Annotated in this window: 23 protein-coding genes; 9 read left to right on the forward strand and 14 right to left on the reverse strand. The window is 64.7% G+C overall.

Features of this window, described 5'->3' with window-relative positions; all coding sequences use genetic code 11:
- The 4 genes from CCR94_RS23850 to CCR94_RS23865 form a co-directional block, all read right to left on the reverse strand.
- Nucleotides 1-735, reverse strand: a 735-nt coding sequence (locus CCR94_RS23850; protein WP_193938459.1) for an Hpt domain-containing protein, incomplete at its 3' end; no start/stop codon positions are given.
- The gene (locus tag CCR94_RS23855; RefSeq protein WP_104510776.1) at nucleotides 732-1,100 is read right to left on the reverse strand and encodes a response regulator; all 369 of its coding nucleotides are present in this window, start codon (nucleotides 1,098-1,100) and stop codon (nucleotides 732-734) included. The genes CCR94_RS23855 and CCR94_RS23850, both read right to left, overlap by 4 nt.
- Nucleotides 1,097-1,438: an STAS domain-containing protein gene (locus CCR94_RS23860; RefSeq protein ID WP_104510777.1), complete on the reverse strand. Its 342-nt coding sequence runs from the start codon at nucleotides 1,436-1,438 to the stop codon at nucleotides 1,097-1,099. The genes CCR94_RS23855 and CCR94_RS23860 overlap by 4 nt, the downstream gene beginning before the upstream one ends.
- 278 nt (nucleotides 1,439-1,716) lie before the next feature.
- A complete protein-coding gene (locus CCR94_RS23865) occupies nucleotides 1,717-3,438 on the reverse strand; it encodes a hypothetical protein (protein WP_146090173.1) in 1,722 nt (573 codons plus the stop codon).
- A 423-nt stretch (nucleotides 3,439-3,861) separates the two neighbouring features.
- Here CCR94_RS23865 and CCR94_RS23870 point away from each other — a divergent pair, with 423 nt between their 5' ends.
- Together CCR94_RS23870 and CCR94_RS23875 are read left to right on the forward strand one after the other, a co-directional pair.
- Nucleotides 3,862-4,509: a BON domain-containing protein gene (locus tag CCR94_RS23870; RefSeq protein ID WP_104510834.1), complete on the forward strand. Its 648-nt coding sequence runs from the start codon at nucleotides 3,862-3,864 to the stop codon at nucleotides 4,507-4,509.
- A gap of 76 nt (nucleotides 4,510-4,585) precedes the next feature.
- Nucleotides 4,586-5,734, forward strand: a complete 1,149-nt coding sequence (locus CCR94_RS23875) for an alkene reductase (protein ID WP_104510779.1) — start codon at nucleotides 4,586-4,588, stop codon at nucleotides 5,732-5,734.
- Nucleotides 5,735-6,051: 317 nt separating this feature from the next.
- Here the strand turns inward: CCR94_RS23875 and CCR94_RS23880 are convergent, their stop codons facing one another.
- From CCR94_RS23880 to CCR94_RS23930, 10 genes are all read right to left on the reverse strand, one after another.
- On the reverse strand, nucleotides 6,052-7,032 hold the full coding sequence (locus tag CCR94_RS23880) for a sensor histidine kinase (protein ID WP_104510780.1): 981 nt from the start codon (nucleotides 7,030-7,032) through the stop codon (nucleotides 6,052-6,054).
- Nucleotides 7,033-7,106: 74 nt separating this feature from the next.
- Nucleotides 7,107-8,633 (reverse strand): FAD-dependent oxidoreductase, encoded by a 1,527-nt coding sequence (locus CCR94_RS23885; protein WP_104510835.1) that lies wholly within the window; start codon nucleotides 8,631-8,633, stop codon nucleotides 7,107-7,109.
- A 95-nt stretch (nucleotides 8,634-8,728) separates the two neighbouring features.
- Nucleotides 8,729-9,175 (reverse strand): CHRD domain-containing protein, encoded by a 447-nt coding sequence (locus CCR94_RS23890; protein ID WP_104510836.1) that lies wholly within the window; start codon nucleotides 9,173-9,175, stop codon nucleotides 8,729-8,731.
- A gap of 208 nt (nucleotides 9,176-9,383) precedes the next feature.
- Nucleotides 9,384-10,577 (reverse strand): histidine kinase dimerization/phosphoacceptor domain -containing protein, encoded by a 1,194-nt coding sequence (locus tag CCR94_RS23895; protein WP_206605896.1) that lies wholly within the window; start codon nucleotides 10,575-10,577, stop codon nucleotides 9,384-9,386.
- The gene (locus CCR94_RS23900; protein ID WP_104510782.1) at nucleotides 10,570-11,022 is read right to left on the reverse strand and encodes a response regulator; all 453 of its coding nucleotides are present in this window, start codon (nucleotides 11,020-11,022) and stop codon (nucleotides 10,570-10,572) included. The genes CCR94_RS23895 and CCR94_RS23900 overlap by 8 nt, the downstream gene beginning before the upstream one ends.
- 319 nt (nucleotides 11,023-11,341) lie before the next feature.
- Nucleotides 11,342-11,506, reverse strand: a complete 165-nt coding sequence (locus tag CCR94_RS23910) for a DUF3309 family protein (RefSeq protein ID WP_104510784.1) — start codon at nucleotides 11,504-11,506, stop codon at nucleotides 11,342-11,344.
- A gap of 274 nt (nucleotides 11,507-11,780) precedes the next feature.
- Entirely contained in the window at nucleotides 11,781-13,121 is a 1,341-nt protein-coding gene (locus CCR94_RS23915) for a ferredoxin reductase family protein (RefSeq protein ID WP_244594217.1), read from the reverse strand.
- 458 nt (nucleotides 13,122-13,579) lie between these two features.
- Nucleotides 13,580-14,002: an arsenate reductase (glutaredoxin) gene (arsC, locus tag CCR94_RS23920; RefSeq protein ID WP_104510785.1), complete on the reverse strand. Its 423-nt coding sequence runs from the start codon at nucleotides 14,000-14,002 to the stop codon at nucleotides 13,580-13,582.
- A 4-nt stretch (nucleotides 14,003-14,006) separates the two neighbouring features.
- Entirely contained in the window at nucleotides 14,007-15,080 is a 1,074-nt protein-coding gene (arsB, locus tag CCR94_RS23925; RefSeq protein WP_104510786.1) for an ACR3 family arsenite efflux transporter, read from the reverse strand.
- A gap of 78 nt (nucleotides 15,081-15,158) precedes the next feature.
- A complete protein-coding gene (locus CCR94_RS23930) occupies nucleotides 15,159-15,515 on the reverse strand; it encodes an ArsR/SmtB family transcription factor (protein ID WP_104510787.1) in 357 nt (118 codons plus the stop codon).
- 323 nt (nucleotides 15,516-15,838) lie between these two features.
- Here CCR94_RS23930 and CCR94_RS23935 point away from each other — a divergent pair, with 323 nt between their 5' ends.
- The 7 genes from CCR94_RS23935 (at nucleotide 15,839) to CCR94_RS23965 (ending at nucleotide 23,471) form a co-directional block, all read left to right on the forward strand.
- Entirely contained in the window at nucleotides 15,839-16,513 is a 675-nt protein-coding gene (locus CCR94_RS23935; protein WP_104510788.1) for a DUF1847 domain-containing protein, read from the forward strand.
- A gap of 35 nt (nucleotides 16,514-16,548) precedes the next feature.
- Nucleotides 16,549-17,532 carry a class I SAM-dependent methyltransferase gene (locus tag CCR94_RS25365; protein WP_158254890.1) on the forward strand — a complete coding sequence of 328 codons (984 nt, stop codon included), beginning with the start codon at nucleotides 16,549-16,551 and terminating at the stop codon, nucleotides 17,530-17,532.
- On the forward strand, nucleotides 17,529-18,119 hold the full coding sequence (locus CCR94_RS23945) for a dimethylsulfonioproprionate lyase family protein (protein ID WP_158254891.1): 591 nt from the start codon (nucleotides 17,529-17,531) through the stop codon (nucleotides 18,117-18,119). Before CCR94_RS25365 ends, CCR94_RS23945 begins: the two co-directional genes overlap by 4 nt.
- A complete protein-coding gene (locus CCR94_RS23950; RefSeq protein ID WP_104510790.1) occupies nucleotides 18,116-19,282 on the forward strand; it encodes a PLP-dependent transferase in 1,167 nt (388 codons plus the stop codon). Before CCR94_RS23945 ends, CCR94_RS23950 begins: the two co-directional genes overlap by 4 nt.
- Entirely contained in the window at nucleotides 19,279-20,562 is a 1,284-nt protein-coding gene (locus tag CCR94_RS23955; protein ID WP_104510791.1) for an O-acetylhomoserine aminocarboxypropyltransferase/cysteine synthase family protein, read from the forward strand. The genes CCR94_RS23950 and CCR94_RS23955 overlap by 4 nt, the downstream gene beginning before the upstream one ends.
- A gap of 291 nt (nucleotides 20,563-20,853) precedes the next feature.
- Nucleotides 20,854-22,266 (forward strand): pyridoxal-phosphate dependent enzyme, encoded by a 1,413-nt coding sequence (locus CCR94_RS23960; protein WP_104510792.1) that lies wholly within the window; start codon nucleotides 20,854-20,856, stop codon nucleotides 22,264-22,266.
- Nucleotides 22,263-23,471 carry a trans-sulfuration enzyme family protein gene (locus CCR94_RS23965; protein WP_104510793.1) on the forward strand — a complete coding sequence of 403 codons (1,209 nt, stop codon included), beginning with the start codon at nucleotides 22,263-22,265 and terminating at the stop codon, nucleotides 23,469-23,471. Before CCR94_RS23960 ends, CCR94_RS23965 begins: the two co-directional genes overlap by 4 nt.
- The last annotated feature ends 130 nt before the right edge of the window (nucleotides 23,472-23,601 follow it).

Consider the following 23,601-nt stretch of genomic DNA (forward strand, 5'->3'; position numbering starts at 1 on the left):
GGGTTCCGCGACCTCGCTCAGACCGCGAATGTCGTCGATTTCGAGCGTCATGTCGTCCATGACGAACAGGAACACGTCCTCGATCTCGGAGCGGCTGGCGTCCGCGTCGAGCACCACGGTCCAGCGCAGATACAGCGCGGTCGGGTCCAGTTGATCGAGCGGGGGAACGCCGCCGGCGTCGACGACAATCTCACAAGGCCCCAGCTCGCGCAGATCGTCGAGGAAGGTCAGGGGATTGACCCCGTTGATCATCGCGTTCGGCGGCAGGGTGAAACGAATGCGCCAACGCCTTGGCGGCGCGCCGGCGTTTTCGGGCGGCGCGACGGTTTCCGTCTGGCTCGGGGGCGAAGCCTTGCGCGCGCCGATATCTATGGCGGCGTTGAGTTGCGCGAGCAAGGCGATCTCTTGCTTGGCGTAATCGCCGTTGGCGTCTTCCACCAGCGCCCGCATGTGGTCGCGCGCCGCCAGCACCGCCGCCACCAGTTCGAGGGTGGCGGGAACAAGGCCCTTGCGCACTTGGTCGAAGGCGGTTTCGCAATGATGGGTGAAGGCCGCGAGCGCGTCGAAGCCGAACATCGCGCCCGAGCCCTTCAGCGTGTGCAAGCCACGGAACACGGAGTCGATCTGGTCGCGATCGTCGAGACGCTGTTCGAGATCGAGCAGCCCCTGCTCGATCTGCTCAAGCAATTCGCCGGCTTCGATCCGGAAGACGTCGATCGGATCGAGTGTGCTCATTTGCCTACGACCTTGGAAACGAGTTTCAGCAATTGCCCGGCGTCGAACGGTTTTGTCAGCCAGGCTGTCGCTCCGGCCGCCTTGGCGCGGGCCTTCATGCCGGCGTCGGATTCGGTGGTGAGGAACACGATGGGCACGCCAAGCTGGGTGGGCAGGCGCCGCAATTCCTCGATCATCCGCAACCCGTCCATGCGCGGCATGTTGATGTCGGTGATGATGGCGTCGAAGCGGCGGGTCTTGGCCTTTTCCAGTCCATCGAGGCCATCGACGGCTTCCGTGACGGCGTAGCCCGCGCCCGAAAGGGCGAGGCGCGTCGTCATGCGCATGGATGCGGAATCGTCAACGGTCAGGATATTCGCGGTCATTGCGCTTGCTCCTCGTGAAGCCAGAAACGAACGGCGTCGGGCGGCGCATTCGTCAAAAAGCCGGCGCGGTCGAGGACACGCCGAAGACCCCCTGTCGCCGGGCGGGCAAGGCTGATGGTCTTGCCACGGTCTTGTGCGTATAGGCGCGCCGAAGCGATCAGTTGGACAAAGCTCAGATCGACGAAGGAATCGTCGTCGATGATCAGCGTAAGTGCGTCCGTCGCTTCGAAGCGGCCAAGCAAGTCGCGCCAGACATCCTGAATCGCGCGAATTGTAATGTCGTCGCTAAAACAAACGTTTGCGCTCGATAGCTCCAAAGGTGGACCTTGCATGCGCATCTACTCCAGAATTCTGTTTTCATATTCACGGCTATCCGTGAAATTTTTCTTAACAAAAAAAAGTATGACGGCGCTGACATTACATAATGTTGCAGATCAGCTATTTGAGAATATCACCCAATATTACACGGAGCGTCATCTATATTACGTGCGTTAGGTTGATGTGCTACATGTAGCCCCTGATCCGCGCCAGGCGAAAGCCACGCATGTGGCGGCGCGGACAGCCGCGCCGATCCTTCGGCGCCATGCTTTCTCGCTTGAGCCCCGACGGCGCTGACCTAAAGGAAGAAGTCCTCGACCTCGTCTTCGGAGGCGCTGGTCGGGCGCGCGCCCTGGTCGCCGATCTGGACCCGCGCCCGCATGTCGGGGAACACGGTCAAATGCAGCTCTCGCTCGCTATCCATGGTGTAGCGCGCATAGGCCTCGTCGGAAAACGTCGTCAACGCCTCGGGGCGGACCGGCGTCTGGACGGGCCCGGCGCCGGCCAGGGCCTGGCGCAATGCGGTTGAGCACGCCACCAATTGTTCGCCCAATCGCCCGCTGAAATCGAGATCCTGGGCGACCGTTTCAATGCGCCGGGCGATCGCCTCGCCCTTTGCCGCGATCAACTGCACGCTCTCGCCGGAGTCCGCGTCCATGTCCTGAAGCGCGCCCCCGACCTCATCGAGGTCCGCGACCAAATCGCGATCGGCGTTGGCGCCGTCGGGATCTTCGCCGCCCGCGCCAAGCTCCGCCAAGGTCCGAAGCACGGCGGTCGCGCTTCGGCCGAGCTTTTCGCCTTCGAGATTGATCTCCGTGGCGATGGCCCCGATGGTCCGTCCGAGGTCGCCCATCCGCGAGCAATGCAGATAGGCGTTGATGGCCAGAAGGCGAATGTCGCCCTGGACATTGCGCAAATTGCCGATGTCGCTTCTGTTGTCGAGCAATTCGCGGGCGAGCCGTCTTATGGTCGCGTCGACGCTGGCGGATCGCTGTCCCGCCTCCTCGATCTCCACGACCAGTTCGCGCATGGATCCAAACCGATCCTTGACGGACGGCTTGGTCGGATCGGCGCGGCTCTCGGCCTGCGTGGCGAAATTTTGCACCAGAGTGTGAATGTTGCGCGCGTCGCTGGCGACGCCCTGAAGCGTCCCGACGACGTTGCGCGCGTCCTTGTCGAAATCGGCGGACAGCGAAGCGGTCAGGACATCGAACAGGTGCAAGGCGGGAACGCAAAGTCCCGCAGAGTCCGGCTCCGTCCGCATCCGTTCGAGCAACGCCTGGATGATCTCCTGCACGTGCTCGATCCGTTGGCGGGTCATGTCGCCGATTTGCAGGGCGGACAGGGTGTCGGTGAATTTGCGTCCCGCCGCGTGCATGACCGGCGCCGCCCGCGCCGCCAGTCTTTCAAGCTCGACGCGGCGGCGATCGATGGTTTGCGCCGCCTCCATGAGTTGCGGCGCGGCGGCGCCGACGGCGCTTCCCACCACGGCGACGACATTTTGGTGCTCCTCGCCCATGCGCGCGAGCTCGGACTCCATCTGCGTGACCTTGCGCAGGAAGCCCGCGACTTCATGTTCGGCGCTCTGGACGTAACGGGCGATTTCCTCGGCGAAGGACATGAACTTGTCGTTGCCGGCGGCGGCGACCCGCGTCGAGACCGCGCAGGCGGCGAGATACCGGAGAACGGCGTGGATCTTGGAGATTTCCTTCTGGATCTCCGTCAATTTATGCGCCATCGCGGAAAGCTTGTCGCCGCGCGCGGTTTCGCTCCCGACCCGGCCTTGCAAATCCGAAATTGCATCTTGCATCGTGCCGATCGTCCGATCGGTCCGCTTCTCGTCGAAAGCGCCGGCGATCCGGTCAAGGGCCTGGATCAAGACCTGAATATGCTCGCGAACCTCGACAAGGACGTCGCCGGCGCCGAGGAAACGCTGTTCGATCTCACGGCGCGCCTGTTCGAACTGGTCATGGACGGCCAGAAAAAAGGCCGGGTCGAGCGCGGCCTTGGTCTCGGTCATGAAGGCTTCCATCCCAAATCTGGATACGCCGTCTTCCGGGGCGCGACCTCGACACAGTCGCCGATGAACCTTGCCACAACCTTGTTGGCGTTTCGTGGGACTTTCGCGGTTTCGGCTCTCGCCATGTTGCGCATAAGTCATTCGGCTGAAAGCGACTCCACCGCGCTTTCCGGCGCCGGGCGGCGCTTGGCGCAAATCGCCCGCGCTTGCGCGGGGCGCCAAATTCCTGGCGCTGGACGAGCCCATGGCCGGGCCATTTGCGCCGTCCGGTCGCCGAGGGGGGCGGGGGGATGACGATCACCCGCCACTCCCACCGCGATGGGGGTAGTTTCCGAACCTTTCCGCGCGCCGTCGCTGTTCGTATCCAAGTGCGATCATGAAGCGATGTGCGTCACCGCTTTGATTTCAAACCGGGAGGAAGCCATGTCCAACGACAGGGTTCTGAAACAGGCCGTGCTCGATGAACTGGAGTGGGAGCCGAGCGTGAACGCCTCGCATATCGGCGTATCCGCGCAAAATGGAATCGTGACCCTGATGGGCCACGTCGAGTCCTATTTTGAAAAATCCGCCGCCGAGAAGGCGACGCGAAAGGTCAATGATGTCAAGGGGGTCGCCGAGGAAATCGAGGTGCGCCTGCCCATCGACGTGAAACATTGCGACGCGGACATCGCCGCCGCGGCGGTTGACCGGCTGAAATGGAGTTCGACGATTCCTCGCGACGCCGTCAAGGTGAAGGTGGAAAAAGGCTGGGTCACGCTGACGGGGGAAGTCGATTGGCGTTACCAGCAGAACGCCGCGACCAACGACGTTCGGGAACTTCTGGGAGTCGTGGGCGTTTCCAATGAGACCACCCTCAAGCCGAAGCCCAACGTGTCGAACATCAAGGAGAAGATCATGGTCGCGCTGAACCGGTCGTGGTTCGATCCGGCGAAGATCGATGTGTCCGCCGAGGGCGGGACGGTGAAGCTGACCGGACAGGTCCATTCCCTGGTCGAGCGCGACGAGGCCGATGCCGCGGCCTGGGCCGCGCCGGGCACGGTGCTGGTCGAGAACAACATCTCCGTCCGTTGAAATACGACGTTCCCGTCAACCTGTCGCAACGGGCTGACGGGCGATTTTTCAGGAAACGACGATCAGGAGCCGCTTGATGACCAGACCCCACCAGATCCGTTCCGCGCGCGCCTTGTTCGAACCCACGCAGGCGGGCGCGCTCAAACTCGCCAATCGCATCGTCATGGCGCCGCTCACCCGCAACCGCGCCGCCGAGGACCTGAGCCCCGGACCTTTCGCCGCCGAATATTACGCGCAGCGCGCCTCGGCGGGCCTGATCATCGCCGAGGCCACGCAGGTATCGGCGCAGGGGCAAGGCTATGCCAACACGCCCGGCTGCTACACCGACGCGCAGGTCAAGGGCTGGAAGAAAGTCACCGACGCCGTGCACGCCAGGGGCGGGACCATCGTCGTGCAACTGTGGCATACCGGCCGCGTCTCGCACACCAGTTTCCAGAAGGACGGGCAGGCGCCCGTCGGGCCTTCCGCCATCCGCGCCAACACAAAAACCTTCATCGCCGGCACGGGTTTTGTCGACGTCTCCACGCCCCGCGCGCTGGAGTTGCAAGAGATTCCCGGCATTGTCGAGGACTTCCGCAACGCCTGCGCCCGCGCCATCGAGGCCGGATTCGACGGCGTGGAATTGCACGGCGCCCATGGCTACCTGCTCGACGCCTTTCTGCGCGACGGGACGAACCATCGCGCCGACGCCTATGGCGGTTCGATAGAGAACCGCGCGCGGCTGCTGCTCGATGTCGCCACGGCCTGCGCGGGCGCGATCGGCGCCGAGCGGCTGGGCGTTCGGCTCTCGCCGGTCTCGACCGCCGGCGATTCCCACGACAGCAATCCACAGGCGTTGTTCAATCATGTCGTCGAAAGCCTCAACCCGCTTGGTCTGGCTTATCTCCACGTGGTCGAGGGCGAGACGGGCGGCGCCCGAGACAGCATCGCTTTCGACTATGAAGCGCTCAGCGCGCGTTTCGACGGCCCCTGGATGGTCAATAACGGCTACGACCGGCGGATGGCGATCGACGCGGTCGTCAGCGGCCGCGCCGATCTCGTCTCCTTTGGCCGCCCGTTCATCGCCAATCCGGATCTGGCGGAGCGCCTGAGCCAGGACGCGCCTCTCAACAAGCTGATGGGACCGGAAACGTTCTACGGCGGCGGCGCTCGCGGCTACACCGATTACCCGGCGCTGGCGCCCGATCACGCCACGGCGCGCCCCGAGGCGAAGGCTTCGGCCTGAACGCGGCGTCCTTGCGCCGTTTGAGGCGGGTCATCCGATCCAGGTCGAATGGCCCCGGGATTGTCTTGGCGCTGGCGACGCCGCTGTCGGCCCTTGCGATCAATTGGATGGCTTGGGTCGTCGGCGTCAGCGCCATCGTTTCGGCGCCCGTGTCGTGGGGGATAGCGCCATGGTTGCGCGCGCGGCTCCAACGTGAGACGACGCCGTCAGCGGCCGAATGACTTGAAGGCGCAGGCAGGATCGGAAACTCTCCAGTCCGCAAATACGTGTTTGCAAGGCCGGGCTTCATCACGACCCGGCGCGATGCGGCCCGACGCTTACGCCATCAGCGCAGCCTTGGTCATCTGCAGCGTCACGATGATCCCGGCTCCGTCCCAGTTCATTTCTACGGACCCGCCAAGCTCGGAAATGCTTCGCGTCAAGAGCTTGCTGCCGAAACCGCCTGTGCTCGGGTTCTGCGCGACGGGAGGGCCGCCGCGCTCCGTCCAGACGACCACCACGTGCTCACTGTCATGGTCGACGCAGGAGACGTCCAGTGTGCCGGTGTGGATCGAGAGCGCGCCATATTTGATGGAGTTGGTCGCAAGTTCATGCACGATGAGCGCGAGATGCGTCGCCGCGGCCTCGCCGACTCCCTGGCGCGGCACGGAAACGCGGATGCGTCCGGCGAACGCGTCTGTGTCGTCATAAGGCGTCAGCAGGACAGTCAGCAGGTCTCCCAGAAGCGCGGCCTGCGCTGATTGACCGGGACCAGGCCGCACAAGATCATGCGCGCGCCCAAGCGCTGTCAGACGGTGGCTCAGATCGCGCGCCATTTCGACGGCCGTGGTCGAAGACCGGGCCGTGATGGTGGTGAGGGCGGCGGCGATCGACAACAGGTTCTTGACCCGATGGCTCATCTCGCCGGCGAGAAGCTCGTTGCCCTCTTCGGCTTGTTTGCGGCCGGTGACGTCGAGGAAAACGCCGAACATGTTGCGGTCGAATATGTTCGCGTCCGAGCCTTGGCCCCGGGCGGAAATCCAGCGAATCTTCTTTCGGGCGGTGATACGGAAGTCAATTTCGTAGCGACCCGCGATCGCGCGGGTGGCGGCGAACGCCGCCCTGACCCTGTCCAGATCGTGGGGGAAAATGTGCGCGGACAAATCCTCGAAGGTCACTTCCTGATTTTCAGGAACGTCCCACAGATCACACCCCCGTCTGTCCAGCATGATCTTGTTGGTGTCGACATTCCAGGACCAGAGCGCGACTTCCGCTGCATTCAGCGCCAACAGGAGGTTGGTTTCATTCCATTTCATCATGCTCGCTCAACCCGGCCAACTGGGAAAAGATCTTCGGCGTTTTTGCCCTTGTTCGATCAAATGCGTAAAACCTTTCAGCACACCGCATTTTGTTCCATCGCCAGTTCCGCCTTGAGACTTTCGAGGTCGCGGTAAATCGAGGCGACGGCGAGCACACGCCCCTGTTTTCTGTATTTGAGCATGCAGTCCCGTCCCGCTATGTCGCCGCTGATCGCAATCTCGTCCCAGTTTTCGGCGTGACCGACATAGTTGATCGGCACATCGTAGTGCTGACTCCAGAAGAACGGCACGGCGTCGAACGGCTCGCGCCGCCCCAGCATGTTCCGCGCGGCGGTCTGGCCCTGTCGCTCCGCCACCACCCAATGCTCGACCCTGATGTTGTCCCGGCAATGCGGATCGGGCCAGCGCGCGATATCGCCGGCGGCAAACACGCCGGGGACGCTGGTTTCGAGATATTCATTGACGACAACGCCGCGATCGAGCGCGAGGCCGGCCTGTTCGGCCAGAGCCAGTCGCGGCCGCACGCCGACGCCGACGACGAAGACATCGGCCTCCAGCGCGCCGCCGCTCTTGAGCGTCGCGCGTTTGCCGTCGATGGCGACCACGGTGTCGCCGAGATGGAAGACGACGCCATGCTCCTCATGCAGCGCCCGCACGAAATCGCCCATTTCAGGCCCAAGCACGCGCTCCATCGGGCGTTGCTCCGGCGCGACCACATGGACCTCGATATTTCGCGCGCGCAACGCCGCCGCCGCCTCCAGCCCGATGAAGCTCGCGCCGATCACAACAGCGCGGCGCGCGCCGACGGTGGAGGCGATGATGGCGCGACAATCGGCGAGCGCGCGCAACGTATGAACATGCGGCTGGTCGGCGCCCGGAATCGGCAGCCGCGCCGGTTCGGCGCCTGTCGCCAGCAACAGGCGATCGTAGGAAACGGCGCCGCCATCGGCGAGCACGACTTTGTTCGCCTTGGTATCGATGGAAACGACTTCGGTCCTTAACCGCAGGTCGATGCCCGCCTCGCGATAAAACTCATCGGGGCGCAACGGCAGCCAGTCTTCCGGCGCGCTGCCGGCAAGATAATCCTTCGACAGATTGGGACGATCGACCGGCGCCGCGCTGTCGCTGCTCAACATCACGATGTCGCCGCGAAACTCCAGCCGCCGCAACATTTCAGCCGCCGCGAACCCGGCGGCGCCGCCCCCGACGATCACGATTTTTTCGGGCGCGTCGGCGGGGCTTTTGCCGAGCGCTGCCGGTTGCGCGCGCTTGTCCCGGACGAAGATGCGCTCGCCCTGTTGCTCGACCCGCCAGACGGCGAGCGGGTTCAGCGCGGGAGCGCGGGTGGCTTCCCCGGTTCTCAGGTCGAAACAGGCGTGATGCCAGGGACAGCGGATTTCGCTCCCGACCACAAGGCCATCCGCGAGCGGCGCGTGGTAATGACTGCAACAGGCGTCGATGGCGAAAATCTCCGGGCCGGAGCGCACCAGCAAGACATCCTGATCGCCGACGTGACCGAGCAAGGTTTCGCCGGAAAAATCGTTTCGCGAAACACCCTGCGCGAGGTCCGGGCCCGCAGGCGACGCATGATCTTCAGCCATGTTCAATTCCCCCCGTCGTCAAGACGCGGCATGGAGCGCTTTCCGGCCCCCGCCCGCCGCGCCGAACGGCGCGATCCGGATTTGTCGTGCACGCCTCACTTCAGCGGAGCGATCAGACCCCGGATTTCGCCTGAAGGATTCGTTTGCGTGTGGACATTGACGTACCATTCGCCATCGGCGAGGTTCTTGGCCTGCTCTGGCGTCAGGATCGCCGAGCCTTGCACCGGACTGATGGGAACGGCGCCTTTCTCGACGACCCAGAGCACGGGCGGCGCATTGTTGCCGGGGATGGCGGGACCATGAAAATGCACCATCGTGGCTGGCCCGGTGAGATCGCTGAATTCGAGCGTCCAGGACAATTCGCGAGTCGCGGGATTCAAGGCGAGCACAATCGTTCCCTTGCCGGGGGTTTGCACCGCCGGAACCTCATTGGCGCCGGAAAGTGTGGCGGTAATCCTGGACTCGGACAAGGCGTAGGTCGCCAGCAACACCGGCAGGATGCTCGCAATCACGCTATTGCGCAAAAGATTCAGAGGCGTCATTTTCATCTCTCCAAAATCCGCAAGCCATCGGAACAGAAACGTCCTGTCCCTTCGCCGAGACGCGGCGCTCACGCGATCGATAACGCGTGCTTGAGCGCTTGGGTTCCTGAGATCGTGTTACGCGCGGCGTCGGCGACCCCGCGTTCAACGCGCGCGCTCCAGTCTGTCGCCTTGACGCGAGCCGGCGTCCGCTTCGCGTGCAAACCCATTAAGCGGCCACCTCGGCCACAGGGAAAGTGATGGTCCAGGTGGCGCCGCCGCTCGAAGCGACATCAGCGGTTCCGCGAACCTGTTCCGCAAGCCGGCGCACCAGGCCGAGTCCGTGCCGCTTGCTCCCGGTCTTGACCTCGAAGCCCTGGCCATCGTCCTTGATGATCATGGTGGCCATCGCGCCATTGTCGGGATCGCGCCGGACGGACACGTCAATCGTCCCTGCGCCGTTGGGGAAGGCGTGATCGTAGCTGTTGGTGACCAGTTCGGCGACGACAATCCCCAAGGCCGTCACGACATCGAGGTCGAGGATGACGACGTCGCTGTCGCAGGTCAGGGTCACTTTGGCGGGCGAAGCCTGGATTTCGCCGAGGTTGGCGCACAGCGACTTCACATAGGTTCCAAAATCGGTCGTCCGCGTCATCTCGGCGCCGAGCAGATGGTCGTAAACCTGCGCCAGGGTCGAAACCCGGCGCGCGATCGCCTTGATGCCGCGTTGGCCGCCCGCGTCGGAAGTTTCGTCCAACTGCCGCGTCAACATGCCGTAGATCAATTGCAGATTGTTGCGCACCCGGTGCTGCAATTCCTCGGCCAGCACCTTCTTCTGTTCCAGCAGGCGGTCCTTGTCCTCGACCAACAGCTTCATTTGCGCGATGGTCGTGCGCAGCACCGCGGTGCGGTCGGCCGTGGCGACGGCTTCCGCCAGAACATTGGCGAAGCCGGTCAGGAAAATGACGTCCTGCTGGTCGTAGGTCTGCTGCTGGTCGCTGTCGATTTCCAGAACGCCAAAGGGCCGCAGCACGCCCTTGATCAAAACGTCGATGGTCGAGACGATGCCATGCTCGGCATAAAACGACGGCAGCTTGAACTGCCGGTCCCCGCGCAGATCGTTGCAGATCGACGGCTCCCCCGTGACGAACGCGCGCCCCTGGGGCGAACTTATGTCGGCCCGGGAGACGACATGGCCGACGACCCCGGTTTTCCAGCCGCAGCCGGCGACGATGAGAAGGTCTTCCGTGTCCGGCCGGTACTGGCACACCTTGCAAAACTTTACGCTGAGTCCCTCGGCGCAAACCCGCGCCGCTTCCGTCAACACTTTCTGCAAGTCGGTTTGACGGAGGGCGAAGCTGCCAAAGCTCGCCACCGCCGCCTGCTGCCGAAGCAGCCTCTTGACCTCGGCCGCGTTATCCAATCGTGGTTTCCGCCGGTTTGGAATAGGCGCGGCCGAGCACCTTGAACCCATGCGGAAATGGCGGCGCGACCGCGCCGGTGGCGGCGATTTCGGCGACGATTTCCAGGCCGCGCATGAGATCCTTGGTCTGGTAGGGCTTGCTGAGGTAAGCGTCGCCGTCCGCGTCGGGCATCCCCGCGCTCGCATCATTGCCGGTGGCGAAGAGGACGCCAATCCGGCCCGCGGCGCGCAACCGGGCCGCAACCTCGGTCCCCAGGCCGCCATCGGCCAACCGCAGATCGATGAGCGCGAGGTCGGGTTTATGCAGCAGCCCAAGGGTCACCGCCTCATTGACCGTGGGGGCGATCCCGCAGACCTCGTAGCCGGACTGGACCAGCAGATCCTCCGTCATGTCGGCGATCATGAAATTGTCTTCGACGATAAGAACCTTGAGCTTTGCAACCATGGACGACTCCCTCTCCCTCAAGGCGGGAGCAAAGCCGCAGCTCTCTGTCACACCGGCCCAGATCGATCCTGGAAGCTACCGCGCCGCGATGGAACCCAGGCAGGTTCGGAAACTACTCATTTGCGATTTGCCGCCGGCGATCCCCGACTCGCCTCATCCATCGGGTCGCTGGCGACCGATCAATGGACCGCGCGCGGCGCCGGCTTCGCCTTCTCGGCCAACCGACGCCAGAGGGCGGCATGGACCGCGCCGCGCAATGTTACGCCCGCGCCCCTTGCCCGCCCCGTTCTCTCCGCGTGAAAACACGACCTTGGTCGAGTCAGAGCTTGCCGAGCACGACCAGGACCAGCAAGATGATAACCAGGAGGCCGAGGCCACCGCCGCCGTAATAGCCTGTTCCGTAGAACCGACCGCCGCCGAGTCCGGAAAAGCCGCCCAACAAGGCGATGATCAGGATGACGAGCAGGATTGTCCCAATAGACATGATCGCGTTTCCCTTTTCTGGATGAGCAGCTACCGCCGATTGCGACGCGACGACAAAGCGCAACGCCGATCATGCGGTTGGGCGCGCCGCATAGGGCGGCAGGTGAAGATTATCAGCAGCGTCATCAGCCGAGACAGGTTCGGAATCTACTTACCCCGTCCGGGCCGGCGCGGCTCGCATGGGGAGGCGACGAAGCTGGCAAGCGCCCGCCAGCATGACGCCCCGGAGGCGCCGGAGACACCTCGCCGTCGCGCTTGCCCTGGCGGTCGAGGGGTCAACGCATCGCGAACAGTTCGTGATGAAACTGTCGTTCCAGGACCATGCCTGCGGCCCCGAAATCCCGACTGAGCGCCTGGCCGAGCCCAGTCGGCCCACAAAACCAGATGCTGGCGCGCCGCCAGTCCGAAACGGCCGCGCGAATCCGGTCGCCATCGAGAAACCCGTCGCGTTGGTCGATCAGCACATGCAGGCGCACGCCGGCGGCTTCCGCATCCGCAGCCAGCTTGGCCAGGGCCTCTTCGTTTTGTTCGGCCGTCGCGTGGAACAGATTTATGATCTGCGCCGGGCGGGGGTGCTGGGCGGCCAGATGCTTCATGCGGGCGATGAATGGCGTGATGCCAATGCCGCCTCCCACCCAGATCTGTTCCGGGCAAGTGTCCTCGAATGTGAAGCAGCCGTAGGGGCCCTCGATCTCCACCTCCTGCCCGACGCCAAGCCTGCCGCGCAGGCGCCCGGTGTGGTCGCCAAGCGCCTTGACGACGAAGGTGATGCGTTTGTCGCCGGCGTTCCATGCCGAGGCAATCGTATAGGGATGGGCGCCCTCGGACGTATCGGAGGTGACGAACGCGAACTGTCCGGGCTTGTGGCCTTTCCACCCTTCCGCGACATCGATGGCGACCTCAAGCGTTCGAATGCTCGGGAAAAATCGCTTGGACGCGATCCGGCCCCGGACCTGGCGATCGGCGCCGACATGGCCGACCAGAATCATGACGGCCGCCCACGCGCCGACGAGCAGCAGAGCGATCAACAGCAGTCCGACAGGCGTAATCCAATAGGAGAATTTGGTCAGGACGACGGTGTGGAGCACAAGGGCGAGATAGGCCGGCGCCAAAAAGCGGTGCGTCTTGTAAAACAGCCTGTAGGGAAACCATTTCACCAGCGCGACGACGATGAGCGCGGTCGTCGCATAGAACGTCCACTCGCCGACAAACTCGGCGCTTCCGCGGAAGGTCGAAAGCCACTGCGCGATCGGATTGGCGAGCACGGGATGCGGCCCGTGGGGACCGCGCTCAATCAAGCCCCATGCGCTCGCCCATTTCGGCGCGTTGCTCCAGAACCAGTGGAAAATGGTCATGGCGAGCACGCCGACGCCAAGCCATTTGTGCAAGCGATACATTTTGTCGAGGCCGCCGAACCATTGCTCCGGCCATCGGGGCCGCGCGGCGAGAACCATGGCGACGCTCATCCAGACCATCGCGACAAGGCCGCTGTACTGCACCATGAGGTTGCGCGCATGGATGAAGTCGGCGCTCTTGAAAACATCCGGCTCGGACGCCAGCCAAAGCAAGCTGGTCAGAGCAAGGATCAACCACCATGCGCTTGCAATTCTTTTCACGATTGACCTCGGTTCATCAGGCGCCGGGCGGCATGACCACGGCTGCCCCTGCGCGTCGCCGCGCGCTTCAGCCAGGCTTCGGCGCCGGTTTCCCTATGTCGGCTCGTCGCGGCGGCGAGGAAAACCGCCGACGCGCGACATCGCCTCAAGTAAACGCCAAGTCGGGTTTGCTCCCCATTCCGGACGCATCAATCGCAAGGGAAGTCCTGCCGGCGATCTCCGGCCAACCGCGGGGCCGAGTGATCGGCGCCGTCACAACCTAGCGTGACGGCGTTGAGCCGACAGGGTCGGAAAATACTCACGGCCAAAGGCTGCGGGTTGTCATTCTCGCGAGAGCCGGACAGCGCGGAACTGACAGGGCGTTTTCAAGCGAAGCGGACACCGGGTCTCGTCAAGAAAATGCGCCATGAAGCGACAGGATGCGCGGCGCATGTTGTGTTCGCTGCCGGTCGAGCGGTTCAGCCGACGCGCTTGCCCTCGGCGTCGATCACCGCCTGACCGTCTTCCTTGGCCAGCGGTCCCGGCGGTAGGCGGTCGAGCAGGTCGAGCACAAGCTCGCTGGGGCGGCACAGGCGCACGCCTTTGGCGGTGCAGACGATGGGTCGGTTGACCAGGACGGGATGCGCGACCATCGCGTCGAGCAGCGCGTCATCGGTGACGGCGGGATCGAGCAGCCCAAGCTGTTGCGCCGGCGATTTCGATGTGCGCAGCGCCGCGCGCGGAGTCAGGCCGGCGCGCGCGAACAGGTCTTCGAGTTGCGGCCGGGTCCAGCCGGTCTTGAGATATTCGATCACGGTCGGCTTGTAGCCGGCGGCCTCGATAATGGCGAGAACGTTGCGCGACGTGCCGCAAGCCGGATTGTGGTGGATCACCACCTTCATGTCCTCAGCCAATGGTCTTCTCCTTGAGATTTTCGGCGGCGACGCGGCGGACGGCGGCGCCGGAGTCGTACCAGCCGCGCGTCCGGTTGACGATGGCCACGACCGACAGCATCACCGGCACTTCGATCAGCACGCCGACGACCGTCGCCAGCGCCGCGCCGGAATGGAAGCCGAACAGGCTGATGGCGGCGGCGACGGCCAGTTCGAAGAAATTGCTGGCGCCGATCAGGGCGGAAGGCCCGGCGACGCAATGGGCTTCCCCGCTCGCCCGATTGAGCAGATAGGCCAACCCGGCGTTGAAATAGACCTGGATCAGGATGGGAAACGCGAGCAGGACGATGACCAGCGGCTGCGCCAGAATCTGTTCGCCCTGGAACCCAAACAGCAGGACCAGCGTCGCCAGCAAGGCGACCAGCGACAGCGGCTGCAAGGTTTTCAGCAGGCGCCCCAGCGCCGCCTCGCCGCCCTTGGCGATGAGGATGTTGCGCACGATCTGGGCGATGATCACGGGAACGACGATATAGAGCGCGACCGACAGCAGCAGCGTTTCCCACGGGACCGTGATCGCCGACAGGCCGAGCAGCAGGCCGACGATGGGCGCGAAGGCGACCACCATGATGACGTCGTTGAGCGCGACCTGACTCAAGGTGAAATGCGGCTCGCCCTTGCACAAATTGCTCCAGACGAACACCATGGCCGTGCAGGGCGCCGCCGCCAGCAGGATCAGCCCGGCGATATAGGAGTCGATCTGGTCGGCGGGCAGATAGGTTCTGAACAGACCGCCGATGAACAGCCAGCCGAGCAACGCCATCGAGAAAGGTTTTATCGCCCAGTTGATGAACAAGGTCACGCCAATGCCGCGCCAATGCGCGGCGACCTGAGACAGCGCGGCAAAATCGATCTTGACCAGCATCGGGATGATCATCAGCCAGATCAACCCCGCCACCGGCAGGTTGACCTTGGCGATCTCGGCGGCGCCGATGATCTGGAACGCGTCGGGAAGGAAATGGCCGAGGGCGACGCCCGCGACAATGCAGAGCAAAACCCAGAGGGTCAGATAGCGTTCGAACAGGGACATGGATTGACTCCGCGCCGTCACGGGCGACCGATTGAAGGATTTGGAGGCGGGTTCAGCCGGTCGGCGTTGGAGCTGCGGTCAGCCATGAACGGGCGCCTCTGGCGGGTGGCAGGGGGTGATGTCAGCGATCAGCGCGGCGCAAACATCAGCGCGGCCGCCGCAACAATCCTTGAGCAGGAACAGGACCAGCTCTCGGAAATGAGCGAGATCCACGCGGTAGATGATCGAGCGGCTGTGGCGCTCGCCTTTGACAAGGCCCGCGTTGGCCATGATCGACAAATGCGCGGAAAGGGTGTTCTGCGGCACGCCCAGCCGACGCGCCAATTCGCCGGCGGCGACGCCGGTCGGTTCGGCGCCGACGAGCAGACGAAAACAGTGCAGGCGAGTCGCCTGCGACAGGGCCGCCAGGGCGGCGAGAACTTTTTCATCATCCATAAATCCAGACTAACGGATAAGTAGGGCGGCGGCAAGACGTTCCGCGACAGATGTCAAACACTCATGGCCTGTCTCCGTTCGCCCGGTCCCGCGCCGCGCAAGATTTTTATTGTCTATTAGTTTTATGGATATTATCAGTTGCGTCCGGCCCCGTCTTCATGGCGCCCGCGTTTTCCGCTCGGGATTGCGAGAAACGCGATGTTCGTCCGGAGCAACGGGACGTTGAACATGACCAATCATGCCGCGCGAAAGGCCAAGCGATCGCGCCACGCCGGCGGCGGGTCGCCCCCACCCCGCGCGAACCATCGCCCAGACAGGATGACATGACCGACACCGATGTCTTGAGTTGCTCCGACTGCCGGCAGTTGCACTGCTACCGCCACGACAAGCATTACCCGAAATTCTGCCTCACCACCGCGCTGGATGACAGCGAACGCGCGGAGCTGGCGGCGCGCTACGCCGGCGCGCAAGAGGCGGACCGGGCGGATTCCTTCATCGCCCAGGCCGCCGCCGAGGTCGAGGGCCTGTATTACGGCAAGATCAACCGGGTCGAGGAAACCATCGCCTTCGCGCGGCGCATCGGCGCCGCCCGCATCGGTATCGCCACCTGCTTCGGCCTGATCGAGGAGACCCGGACCCTGGTGAAAATCCTGCGTCTCGCCGGATTTCACACGTTCACCGCGCTGTGCAAGGTGGGGTCGATCGACAAGACCGAAATGGGCGTTCCCGAGGATCTGAAGATCAAGTGCGACAGCTACGAGGCCGGCTGCAATCCGATCCTGCAGGCGCGCCTGCTCAACCGCGAACAGACCGGCCTCAACATCATCATGGGCCTGTGCGTCGGCCACGATTCGCTGTTCATCAAGCATTCCGAAGCGCCGGTGACCACGCTTGTCGTCAAGGACCGCGTGCTCGGCCACAACCCGGTCGCCGCGCTTTACACGGTCGGCTCCTACAGCGCCCATCTGCTGGACAAGGAGCGACTGCAAAGCCTGTGACCCTCAACGCTGTTCGACCGCCGAAAGTTTGTTTTATGACCGATCTTGAAACGTCCGCGTCGCTGTCCCTGGACATCGCCGCCTATCTCGACATCGACAAGCCCCGCCATCTGCGCCCGCGCGTAAAAATCGACGTGGCCGACCGCGCCTGGCGGCCCCCGGTCGAGGACCGCCAGCGCGACTGGGTGTCCAGCATCGTCGCTCCGGCGCTCAAGATTTTGCGCGCCCGACGCGGTGAAGCCGCCTGCAAGGCGTTTTGCGCGCTGGGAACCGGCGTCGGCCTCGACGCCCTGGCCGCCGTCGAATTGTTGGGCGCGGAGGTGGTCGGCGTGACCGACCTGTTCCCCGACGTGGTCGAGGCGGCCGCCGAAAATATCCGCCGCAACCTCGCGCCAAACAGTTCGGTCGCCCTGCACGCCGGGGCCGGCGACCTGCTGCAGCCGCTGCGCGGAAGCGGCGTCAAATTCGACCTGATCTACGAGAATCTGCCCAACCTGCCCCTGGCCGACGGCGCCAAGGTCGAGGCCGACAGCACCAGCGCGACGTTTCTCGCCCCGCGCGACGAGTCCGTTCCCCAGGCGGCGCGCGACGCGCTGCTGGCGCTGCACTATGTTGCGCTGGTCCAGGCCCATGAGTTCCTGAGGCCGGGGGGCGCGGTGCTGTCCACCATCGGCGCCCGCGTGCCGCTGTCGGCGCTGACGGACATGGCCGAGGCGGCCGGGTATGTCGCGCGTTTCCTGGGCTATTGGTGGAAGGCGCAGGTCGATCCTGAAGCGATCGTCGGGTCCTATGCCCAATGGCGGCGCCAGGGTCTGGGGCCGTTTCACTTCTACGAGGTGGACGTTCTGGAAGCCGCCTTCGCCGGGCTGGAGCTGGAACAGGCGGGCCGCGACGCCCTGTCGATCGAACAGGCCCTGCGCCCGCATCAACTGGATGCGGAAGCGGCGCTGGCGGGGTTGCGCCAGGGTCGGCGCATCGGCCACACCGTCGCGGCGCTGCTGTCGGAGCCGAACAGATGAGCGCCGATCTCGCCGCCCTCGTGGCGCTGCTGCGGGGCCGGCTGACACGGGCCGAGGGCAGGGCGGGCGCGGAGGCGGCCAAGGTGAGCGGCCTGCTCGACCGCGCGTCGGCGGAGGCCCCCTATGCGGCGAGCGCGCATCCGCTGGTCCGCCATCTGCCGGCCGCGCTGGCCGGACTGGAGCGCGACGCCCCGGACATCGCCGCCTTGCTTGGCCCGCTCGCCCAAGGCCTGCCCTGGCGCTACGGCTATGACGCCCGCGCCGACCTGCCGGATCTGCATCTCAACATGGGGTGGGCGGAGTTCGTCGGTCCGGCCGCGCCGTTGCGCAGCGACGAGGTCTGTCTCGGCCTGACCCTCATCGGCCCCCACACCCATTACCCGGCCCATCGCCATCCCGCCGTGGAGCTCTATCATGTGCTCACGGGCGCCGCCGAATGGAGCGGCGACTGGCGCCCGCCCGGCGCCTTCATCCTTCACGAAACCAACCAGGAGCACGCCATGCGCGCCGGTGATGAACCGTTGCTCGCCCTTTACACATGGAGCGGCGACGTCGTCTCTCCCTCGGTCTGGAGCGCGCCGTCATGAGCCTGCATCCCCAAACCCAGGCGCTGCACGCCGGCCATCGCGCCGACCCGCATACCGGGGCGGCGGCGGCGCCGATCTATTTCACCACCTCCTATCACTATCCCAGCGCCGAATATGCGCGCAGCCTGTTCGCCCTGGAGGTGGTCGGCTACACCTACACCCGCACCAGCAATCCCTCCCGCGACGTGCTGGAGCGCCGCGTGGCCGCCATCGAGGGCGGCAAGGCGGCGCTGGCCATGGCCTCGGGCGTGGCGGCCGTGGGCAACGCGCTGCTGGCCCTGACCCAGACCGGGGACAATATCGTGGTCGCGCGCCGGACCCTTGACGGCGGCGGGCGCGATCTGGCGATCCAGTTGCGCCGCTTCGGCATCGACGTGCGCGAGGCCGCCACGGTCGAGGATTTTGTCGCGGCCACCGATGCGCGCACCCGGCTGTGGTTCGCCGAAAGCCTTGATGTCCCCAGCCTGGAGCGCTTTCCCATCGCCGCCGCCGCGAAGGCGGGCCGGACGCTGGGCGTTCCGCTGGTGATCGACAATTCCAACCTGCCCTTCCTCGTCCGCCCGTTCGAGGAGGGGGCGGCCGTCACCGTCTATTCCACCGCCGCTTACCTGACCGGCCGCGCGGCGTCGCTTGGCGGGGTTCTGGTCGATGGCGGGACGTTCTCCTGGGAGACTGAACGCTTCCCGACCCTCCACACGCCCGACCCGTCCTATCATGGCGTGGTCTGGACCGAACTGGTCAAGCAATGGAACGCCTCGCCCCTGATCGCCCGGGCGCGCGGCGGCATCTTGCGCGATCTCGGCGCCGCCATCAGCCCGATGGCGGTGTTCGAGATCCTGCAAGGGCTGGAAACATTGCCGCTGCGCATGCGCGCCCATGCCGAAAACGCCGCGAAGGCGGCTGCGTTTCTGGCGTCCAGACCCGAAGTGACCGGCCTGAAAACCGAGGGCGGACTCGTCGCCCTCGACCTCCCCGATCCCAAGAAATTCGTGGCCGGGCTTGCGCTGTTCGGGCGCGGCGAAGACCTCGGAGGCCTCACAAGCTCGGTCGCGGTTTTGGCCGACGGCCGCATCCTGCTTTCGGTCGGCGTGGAACATGCCGACGACATTCTGGCCGACCTCGCGGCCGCCCTGACTCCTGAACAACAGAGAGACGCGCCATGACGCTGAAACCCGAAACCCTGGTCCTGCACGCGGGCTACCGCAGCGATCCCACCACCACCTCGGTGGCGGTGCCGATCTACCAGACCACCAGCTACCAGTTCCGCGACACCGAGCACGCGGAAAAACTGTTCGGACTGGCCGAACTCGGCAATATTTATTCGCGCATCATGAACCCCACCAATGATGTGCTCGAAAAACGCCTGACCGCGCTCGAAGGCGGCGTCGCCGCGCTCGCCGTCGCCTCCGGTCAGGCGGCCAGCACCTTCTCGATCCTGAACGTGGCCCAGGCCGGCGACAATTTCGTCACCTCCACCGACCTCTATGGCGGCACCTGGAATCTGTTCGCCAACACCTTCAAGCAACTCGGCATCGAGGCCCGCTTCGTCGATCCGTCGGACCCCGAAAACTTCCGCCGCGCGACGGATGCGAAAACCCGCGCCTATTACGCCGAAACCCTGCCGAACCCGAAGCTGCAGGTGTTCCCGATTCCCGAAGTGGCGAAAATCGCCGAAGAGCTGGGCGTTCCGCTCATCATCGACAACACCTCGGCTCCCATCATCGCCCGCCCGTTCGATCATGGCGCCCACATCATCGTCTATTCGACCACCAAATACATTGGCGGCCACGGCGTCGCCATCGGCGGCGCGTTGATCGATTCCGGCAAGTTCGACTGGGAAAAACACGCCGAACGCTTCCCGCTGCTGACCCAGCCCGATCCCAGCTATCACGGCGCGATCTGGACCGAGGCCGTCAAGCCGCTGGGGCCGATCGCCTACATCCTGCGCGCCCGCGTCATCCTGCAACGCGACATCGGCGCGGCCGTCAGCCCGTTCAACGCCTTCCAGACCCTGCAGGGCCTCGAAACCCTGCCGTTGCGCATGCGCGAGCACAACAAGAATGCGCTCGCCGTCGCCGAATACCTGTCAAAACACCCCAAAGTGACAAAGGTGATCCATCCCAGCGTGCAGACGGGCGAGCCGAGGCGGCGCGCCGACGCCGTGCTCAAGGGCGGCTACGGCGCGCTGGTGGGTTTCGAACTGGAAGGCGGCAAGGAGGCCGGCAAGACCTTCATTGACGCTTTAAAACTGCTCTACCACGTCGCCAATATCGGCGACGCCCGCAGCCTCGCCATCCATCCCGCGACGACCACCCATTCGCAACTGTCGCCGGAAGACCAACTGGCGACCGGCGTGTCCGAGGGCTACGTCCGCCTGTCCGTCGGAATCGAACATATCGACGATATCCTCGCCGATCTCGCCCAGGCTTTGGACGCCGTCTGAATCCTTGACGCATCCGGTTTCACCTGCTCGCGGATTCCGCACCGGATTCCGCGAGCGCGGGCGTCCGGGCGCGGCCGACGTTGTGCGAAAATGAGCAAAATCGCCGGCAAAGCGTCATGGACCGTTGAATACTATTTAGTTTATCGAGTAAGTTAACTAACAACGCCCCGTTTGGGGGGCTGTTGATTCGTCAACCGGGATCGGAGGCGCCATGTCCAGCGCAGGCAAAGGCTTGAGACGCGCAGCGCAAGGCGCCGACGATTTTCGACCTGTTCCACTTTGGGGGCGCCAATGACCTTGCCGGTTTCTCATTCGCCGATCGCGGCGCCGCCGCCGGTCGCGCGGGGGCTGCTGCCGCTGATCGGCAACACGCCGCTGGTTGAACTCACCAAACTCGACGTCGGGTCGTCCAGGCTGTTCCTGAAACTCGAAAGCGCCAATCCCGGCGGCTCGATCAAGGACCGCCCGGCGCTGGCCATGGTGGAGGCGGCCGAGCGCGCGGGCCAGTTGAAGCCCGGCGGCGTCATCGTCGAAGCCACCGCCGGCAATACCGGCCTGGGGCTCGCCCTGGTCGCCAACGCCAAGGGCTACAAGCTCACGCTGGTCATTCCCGACAAGATGAGCCGCGAAAAAATCTCGCACCTGCGCGCGATGGGCGTGGAGGTGGTGCTGACCCGCTCCGACGTCGGCAAGGGTCATCCCGACTATTACCAGGACAAGGCGCGTCAGATCGCGGAGGCGACGCCCGGCGCCATTTTCATCAACCAGTTCGAAAATCCCGCCAATCCGCTCGCGCACCAGATTGGAACCGGGCCGGAGATTCTCGCCCAGCTCGAAGGCAAGGTTGACGCCATCGTTCTCGGCGTCGGGTCGGGCGGCACCTTGACCGGCCTGAGCCGTTTCTTTGCCGAACATTCGCCGCAAACCAAATTCGTGCTGGCCGATCCCGCCGGCTCGATCCTCAAGGACGTCGTCGAGAAGCGCACGCCGGGGCCGGTGGGAAGCTGGCTGGTCGAAGGCATAGGCGAGGATTTCGTGCCGGCCATCGCCGATCTCTCGCGCGTGACGCACGCCTATACCATCACCGACGCCGAATCCTTCGCGGCGGCGCGCGCGCTGCTGAAAGCCGAGGGCCTGCTCGCCGGCTCCTCGACCGGAACGGCGCTCGCCGCCGCGCTCAAATTCGCCCACGCGCAAACCGAGCCGCAGCGAATCGTGGTGCTGTCGCCCGACAGCGGCAACAAATATCTGTCGAAAATGTTCAACGACGACTGGATGCGCGACCAGGGTTTCATCGAGAACGCGCGCCGCGGCGATTTGCGCGATCTGATCGGGCGGCGTCACGACCAGGGCGCGTCGGTGACGGTCGGCCCCGACGACACCTTGCAGGTCGCCTATGCGCGCATGAAGCTCTACGACGTCTCGCAATTGCCGGTGCTCGAAGGCGATCGCGTCGTCGGCCTGATCGACGAATCCGACCTGCTGCTCGCGGTGTTCGAGCGCGCGCTGGGCTTTCACGATCTGGTCCGCGCCGCGATGGTCAAAGACATCGAGACGGTCGGGGCCAGCCAGCCCATCCAGGCGCTGATCCCGGTGTTCGACAAGGGGTTTGTCGCCGTCATCGTCGACGGGCCGAATTTCCTCGGCCTGATCACCCGCATCGACCTTCTCAATCATCTCCGTCGTCGCAAGGAACAATTATGACCAAAAGTTCTGCGGACAAGAAGACGCCCGGCTTGCAGACGCGGGCGATTCACGGCCGCCAGCATCCCGACCCCCTGACTGGCGCGGTCAATCCGCCGATCTACGCCAGTTCGACCTTCGTGCAATCCTCGCCCGGCGTGCATTCGGGCTGGGAATATTCCCGCTCCGGCAATCCGACCCGCGCCGCGTTCGAGGCCGCGCTGGCCGAACTCGAAGGCGGCGCGGCGGGCTTCGCCTTCGCCTCGGGACTGGCGGCGCAGGCCGCCGTGCTGGATCTGCTCGATCAGGGCGCGCATGTGATCGCCTCCAACGATCTGTATGGCGGTTCGTGGCGGCTGTTGCATCGCGTGCGCGAGCGCACGGCGGGCCTGAAGATCACCCATGTCGACGCCAGCGACGCCGCCGCGGTCGAGGCGGCGATCACGCCGGAAACCCGGCTGATCTGGATCGAGACGCCGGGCAATCCGCTGCTCAGCATCGCCGATCTCCCGGGCATTGCCGAGATCGGCAAAAGGCGCGGCCTCATCACCGTCGCCGACAACACGTTCGCTTCGCCGGTGGTGCAGCGGCCGCTGGAGCATGGCTTCGACATTGTCGTGCATTCCGTGACCAAATATGTCAGCGGCCATTCCGACATTATCGGCGGCGCGGCCATCGTGCGCGACGCGCCTGACCTCATCGACCGGCTCAAGTTCCTGCAAAACGCCACGGGAGGCGTGCTCGATCCCTTCAGCAGCTTCCTGGCTTTGCGGGGCTTGAAAACCCTGCCGCTGCGGATCGCGCGCCACGCCGCCAACGCGCGGGCGGTCGCCGAATTCCTCGAAAGCCACGACAAGGTCGCTCAGGTCAGATATCCCGGCCTGCGCAGCCATCCCCAACACAATCTGGCGGCCCGGCAGATGAGCAGCGGCGGCGGCATGGTGTCGTTCTTCGTCAAGGGCAGTCCGGAACAGACGATCCGCGTGCTCGAAAGCTTGCGCTATTTCGCGCTGGCCGAATCGCTCGGCGGCGTCGAGAGCCTGGTCGGGCATCCCTGGTCGATGAGCCACGGCTCGATTCCCGAACCGCTGCGCCGCGCCGCCGGCATCACGCCGCAATTGATCCGGTTGTCGGTCGGCATCGAGGATGTCGAGGATCTGATCGGCGATCTCGAACAGGCGCTTGAAGCTTTGGGCCAAGAGCGTGCGCGCGTCGTCGTGGCTTGAAAAGACGGCGCACACACACGCCTCGCAAACGGTTGCGCCGCGCGCCTGTCGCGGCGCGGGACTCGGGGTCCGCATGGCTTGGCGTGGATCCCATCGGCGCTCCCGTCGCGCTCAAAATAAATAATCTTGT

The organism is Rhodoblastus sphagnicola (genome assembly GCF_002937075.1).
Classification (GTDB): Bacteria; Pseudomonadota; Alphaproteobacteria; order Rhizobiales; family Beijerinckiaceae; genus Rhodoblastus; species Rhodoblastus sphagnicola.

Excerpts from the sequence above, each read along its gene's own strand:
- CCR94_RS23955 (WP_104510791.1), top strand. The coding sequence starts at position 19,279 with ATGACGCTGAAACCCGAAACCCTGGTCCTGCACGCGGGCTACCGCAGC.
- CCR94_RS23945 (WP_158254891.1), top strand. The coding sequence starts at position 17,529 with ATGAGCGCCGATCTCGCCGCCCTCGTGGCGCTGCTGCGGGGCCGGCTG.
- CCR94_RS23950 (WP_104510790.1), top strand. The coding sequence starts at position 18,116 with ATGAGCCTGCATCCCCAAACCCAGGCGCTGCACGCCGGCCATCGCGCC.
- CCR94_RS23885 (WP_104510835.1), bottom strand. The coding sequence starts at position 8,633 with ATGGCTGAAGATCATGCGTCGCCTGCGGGCCCGGACCTCGCGCAGGGT.
- CCR94_RS23875 (WP_104510779.1), top strand. The coding sequence starts at position 4,586 with ATGACCAGACCCCACCAGATCCGTTCCGCGCGCGCCTTGTTCGAACCC.
- CCR94_RS23935 (WP_104510788.1), top strand. The coding sequence starts at position 15,839 with ATGACCGACACCGATGTCTTGAGTTGCTCCGACTGCCGGCAGTTGCAC.
- CCR94_RS23900 (WP_104510782.1), bottom strand. The coding sequence starts at position 11,022 with ATGGTTGCAAAGCTCAAGGTTCTTATCGTCGAAGACAATTTCATGATC.
- CCR94_RS23870 (WP_104510834.1), top strand. The coding sequence starts at position 3,862 with ATGTCCAACGACAGGGTTCTGAAACAGGCCGTGCTCGATGAACTGGAG.
- arsC (WP_104510785.1), bottom strand. The coding sequence starts at position 14,002 with ATGAAGGTGGTGATCCACCACAATCCGGCTTGCGGCACGTCGCGCAAC.
- CCR94_RS23960 (WP_104510792.1), top strand. The coding sequence starts at position 20,854 with ATGACCTTGCCGGTTTCTCATTCGCCGATCGCGGCGCCGCCGCCGGTC.
- CCR94_RS23855 (WP_104510776.1), bottom strand. The coding sequence starts at position 1,100 with ATGACCGCGAATATCCTGACCGTTGACGATTCCGCATCCATGCGCATG.
- CCR94_RS23890 (WP_104510836.1), bottom strand. The coding sequence starts at position 9,175 with ATGACGCCTCTGAATCTTTTGCGCAATAGCGTGATTGCGAGCATCCTG.
- CCR94_RS23880 (WP_104510780.1), bottom strand. The coding sequence starts at position 7,032 with ATGATGAAATGGAATGAAACCAACCTCCTGTTGGCGCTGAATGCAGCG.
- arsB (WP_104510786.1), bottom strand. The coding sequence starts at position 15,080 with ATGTCCCTGTTCGAACGCTATCTGACCCTCTGGGTTTTGCTCTGCATT.
- CCR94_RS23910 (WP_104510784.1), bottom strand. The coding sequence starts at position 11,506 with ATGTCTATTGGGACAATCCTGCTCGTCATCCTGATCATCGCCTTGTTG.
- CCR94_RS23930 (WP_104510787.1), bottom strand. The coding sequence starts at position 15,515 with ATGGATGATGAAAAAGTTCTCGCCGCCCTGGCGGCCCTGTCGCAGGCG.
- CCR94_RS25365 (WP_158254890.1), top strand. The coding sequence starts at position 16,549 with ATGACCGATCTTGAAACGTCCGCGTCGCTGTCCCTGGACATCGCCGCC.
- CCR94_RS23965 (WP_104510793.1), top strand. The coding sequence starts at position 22,263 with ATGACCAAAAGTTCTGCGGACAAGAAGACGCCCGGCTTGCAGACGCGG.
- CCR94_RS23865 (WP_146090173.1), bottom strand. The coding sequence starts at position 3,438 with ATGACCGAGACCAAGGCCGCGCTCGACCCGGCCTTTTTTCTGGCCGTC.
- CCR94_RS23860 (WP_104510777.1), bottom strand. The coding sequence starts at position 1,438 with ATGCGCATGCAAGGTCCACCTTTGGAGCTATCGAGCGCAAACGTTTGT.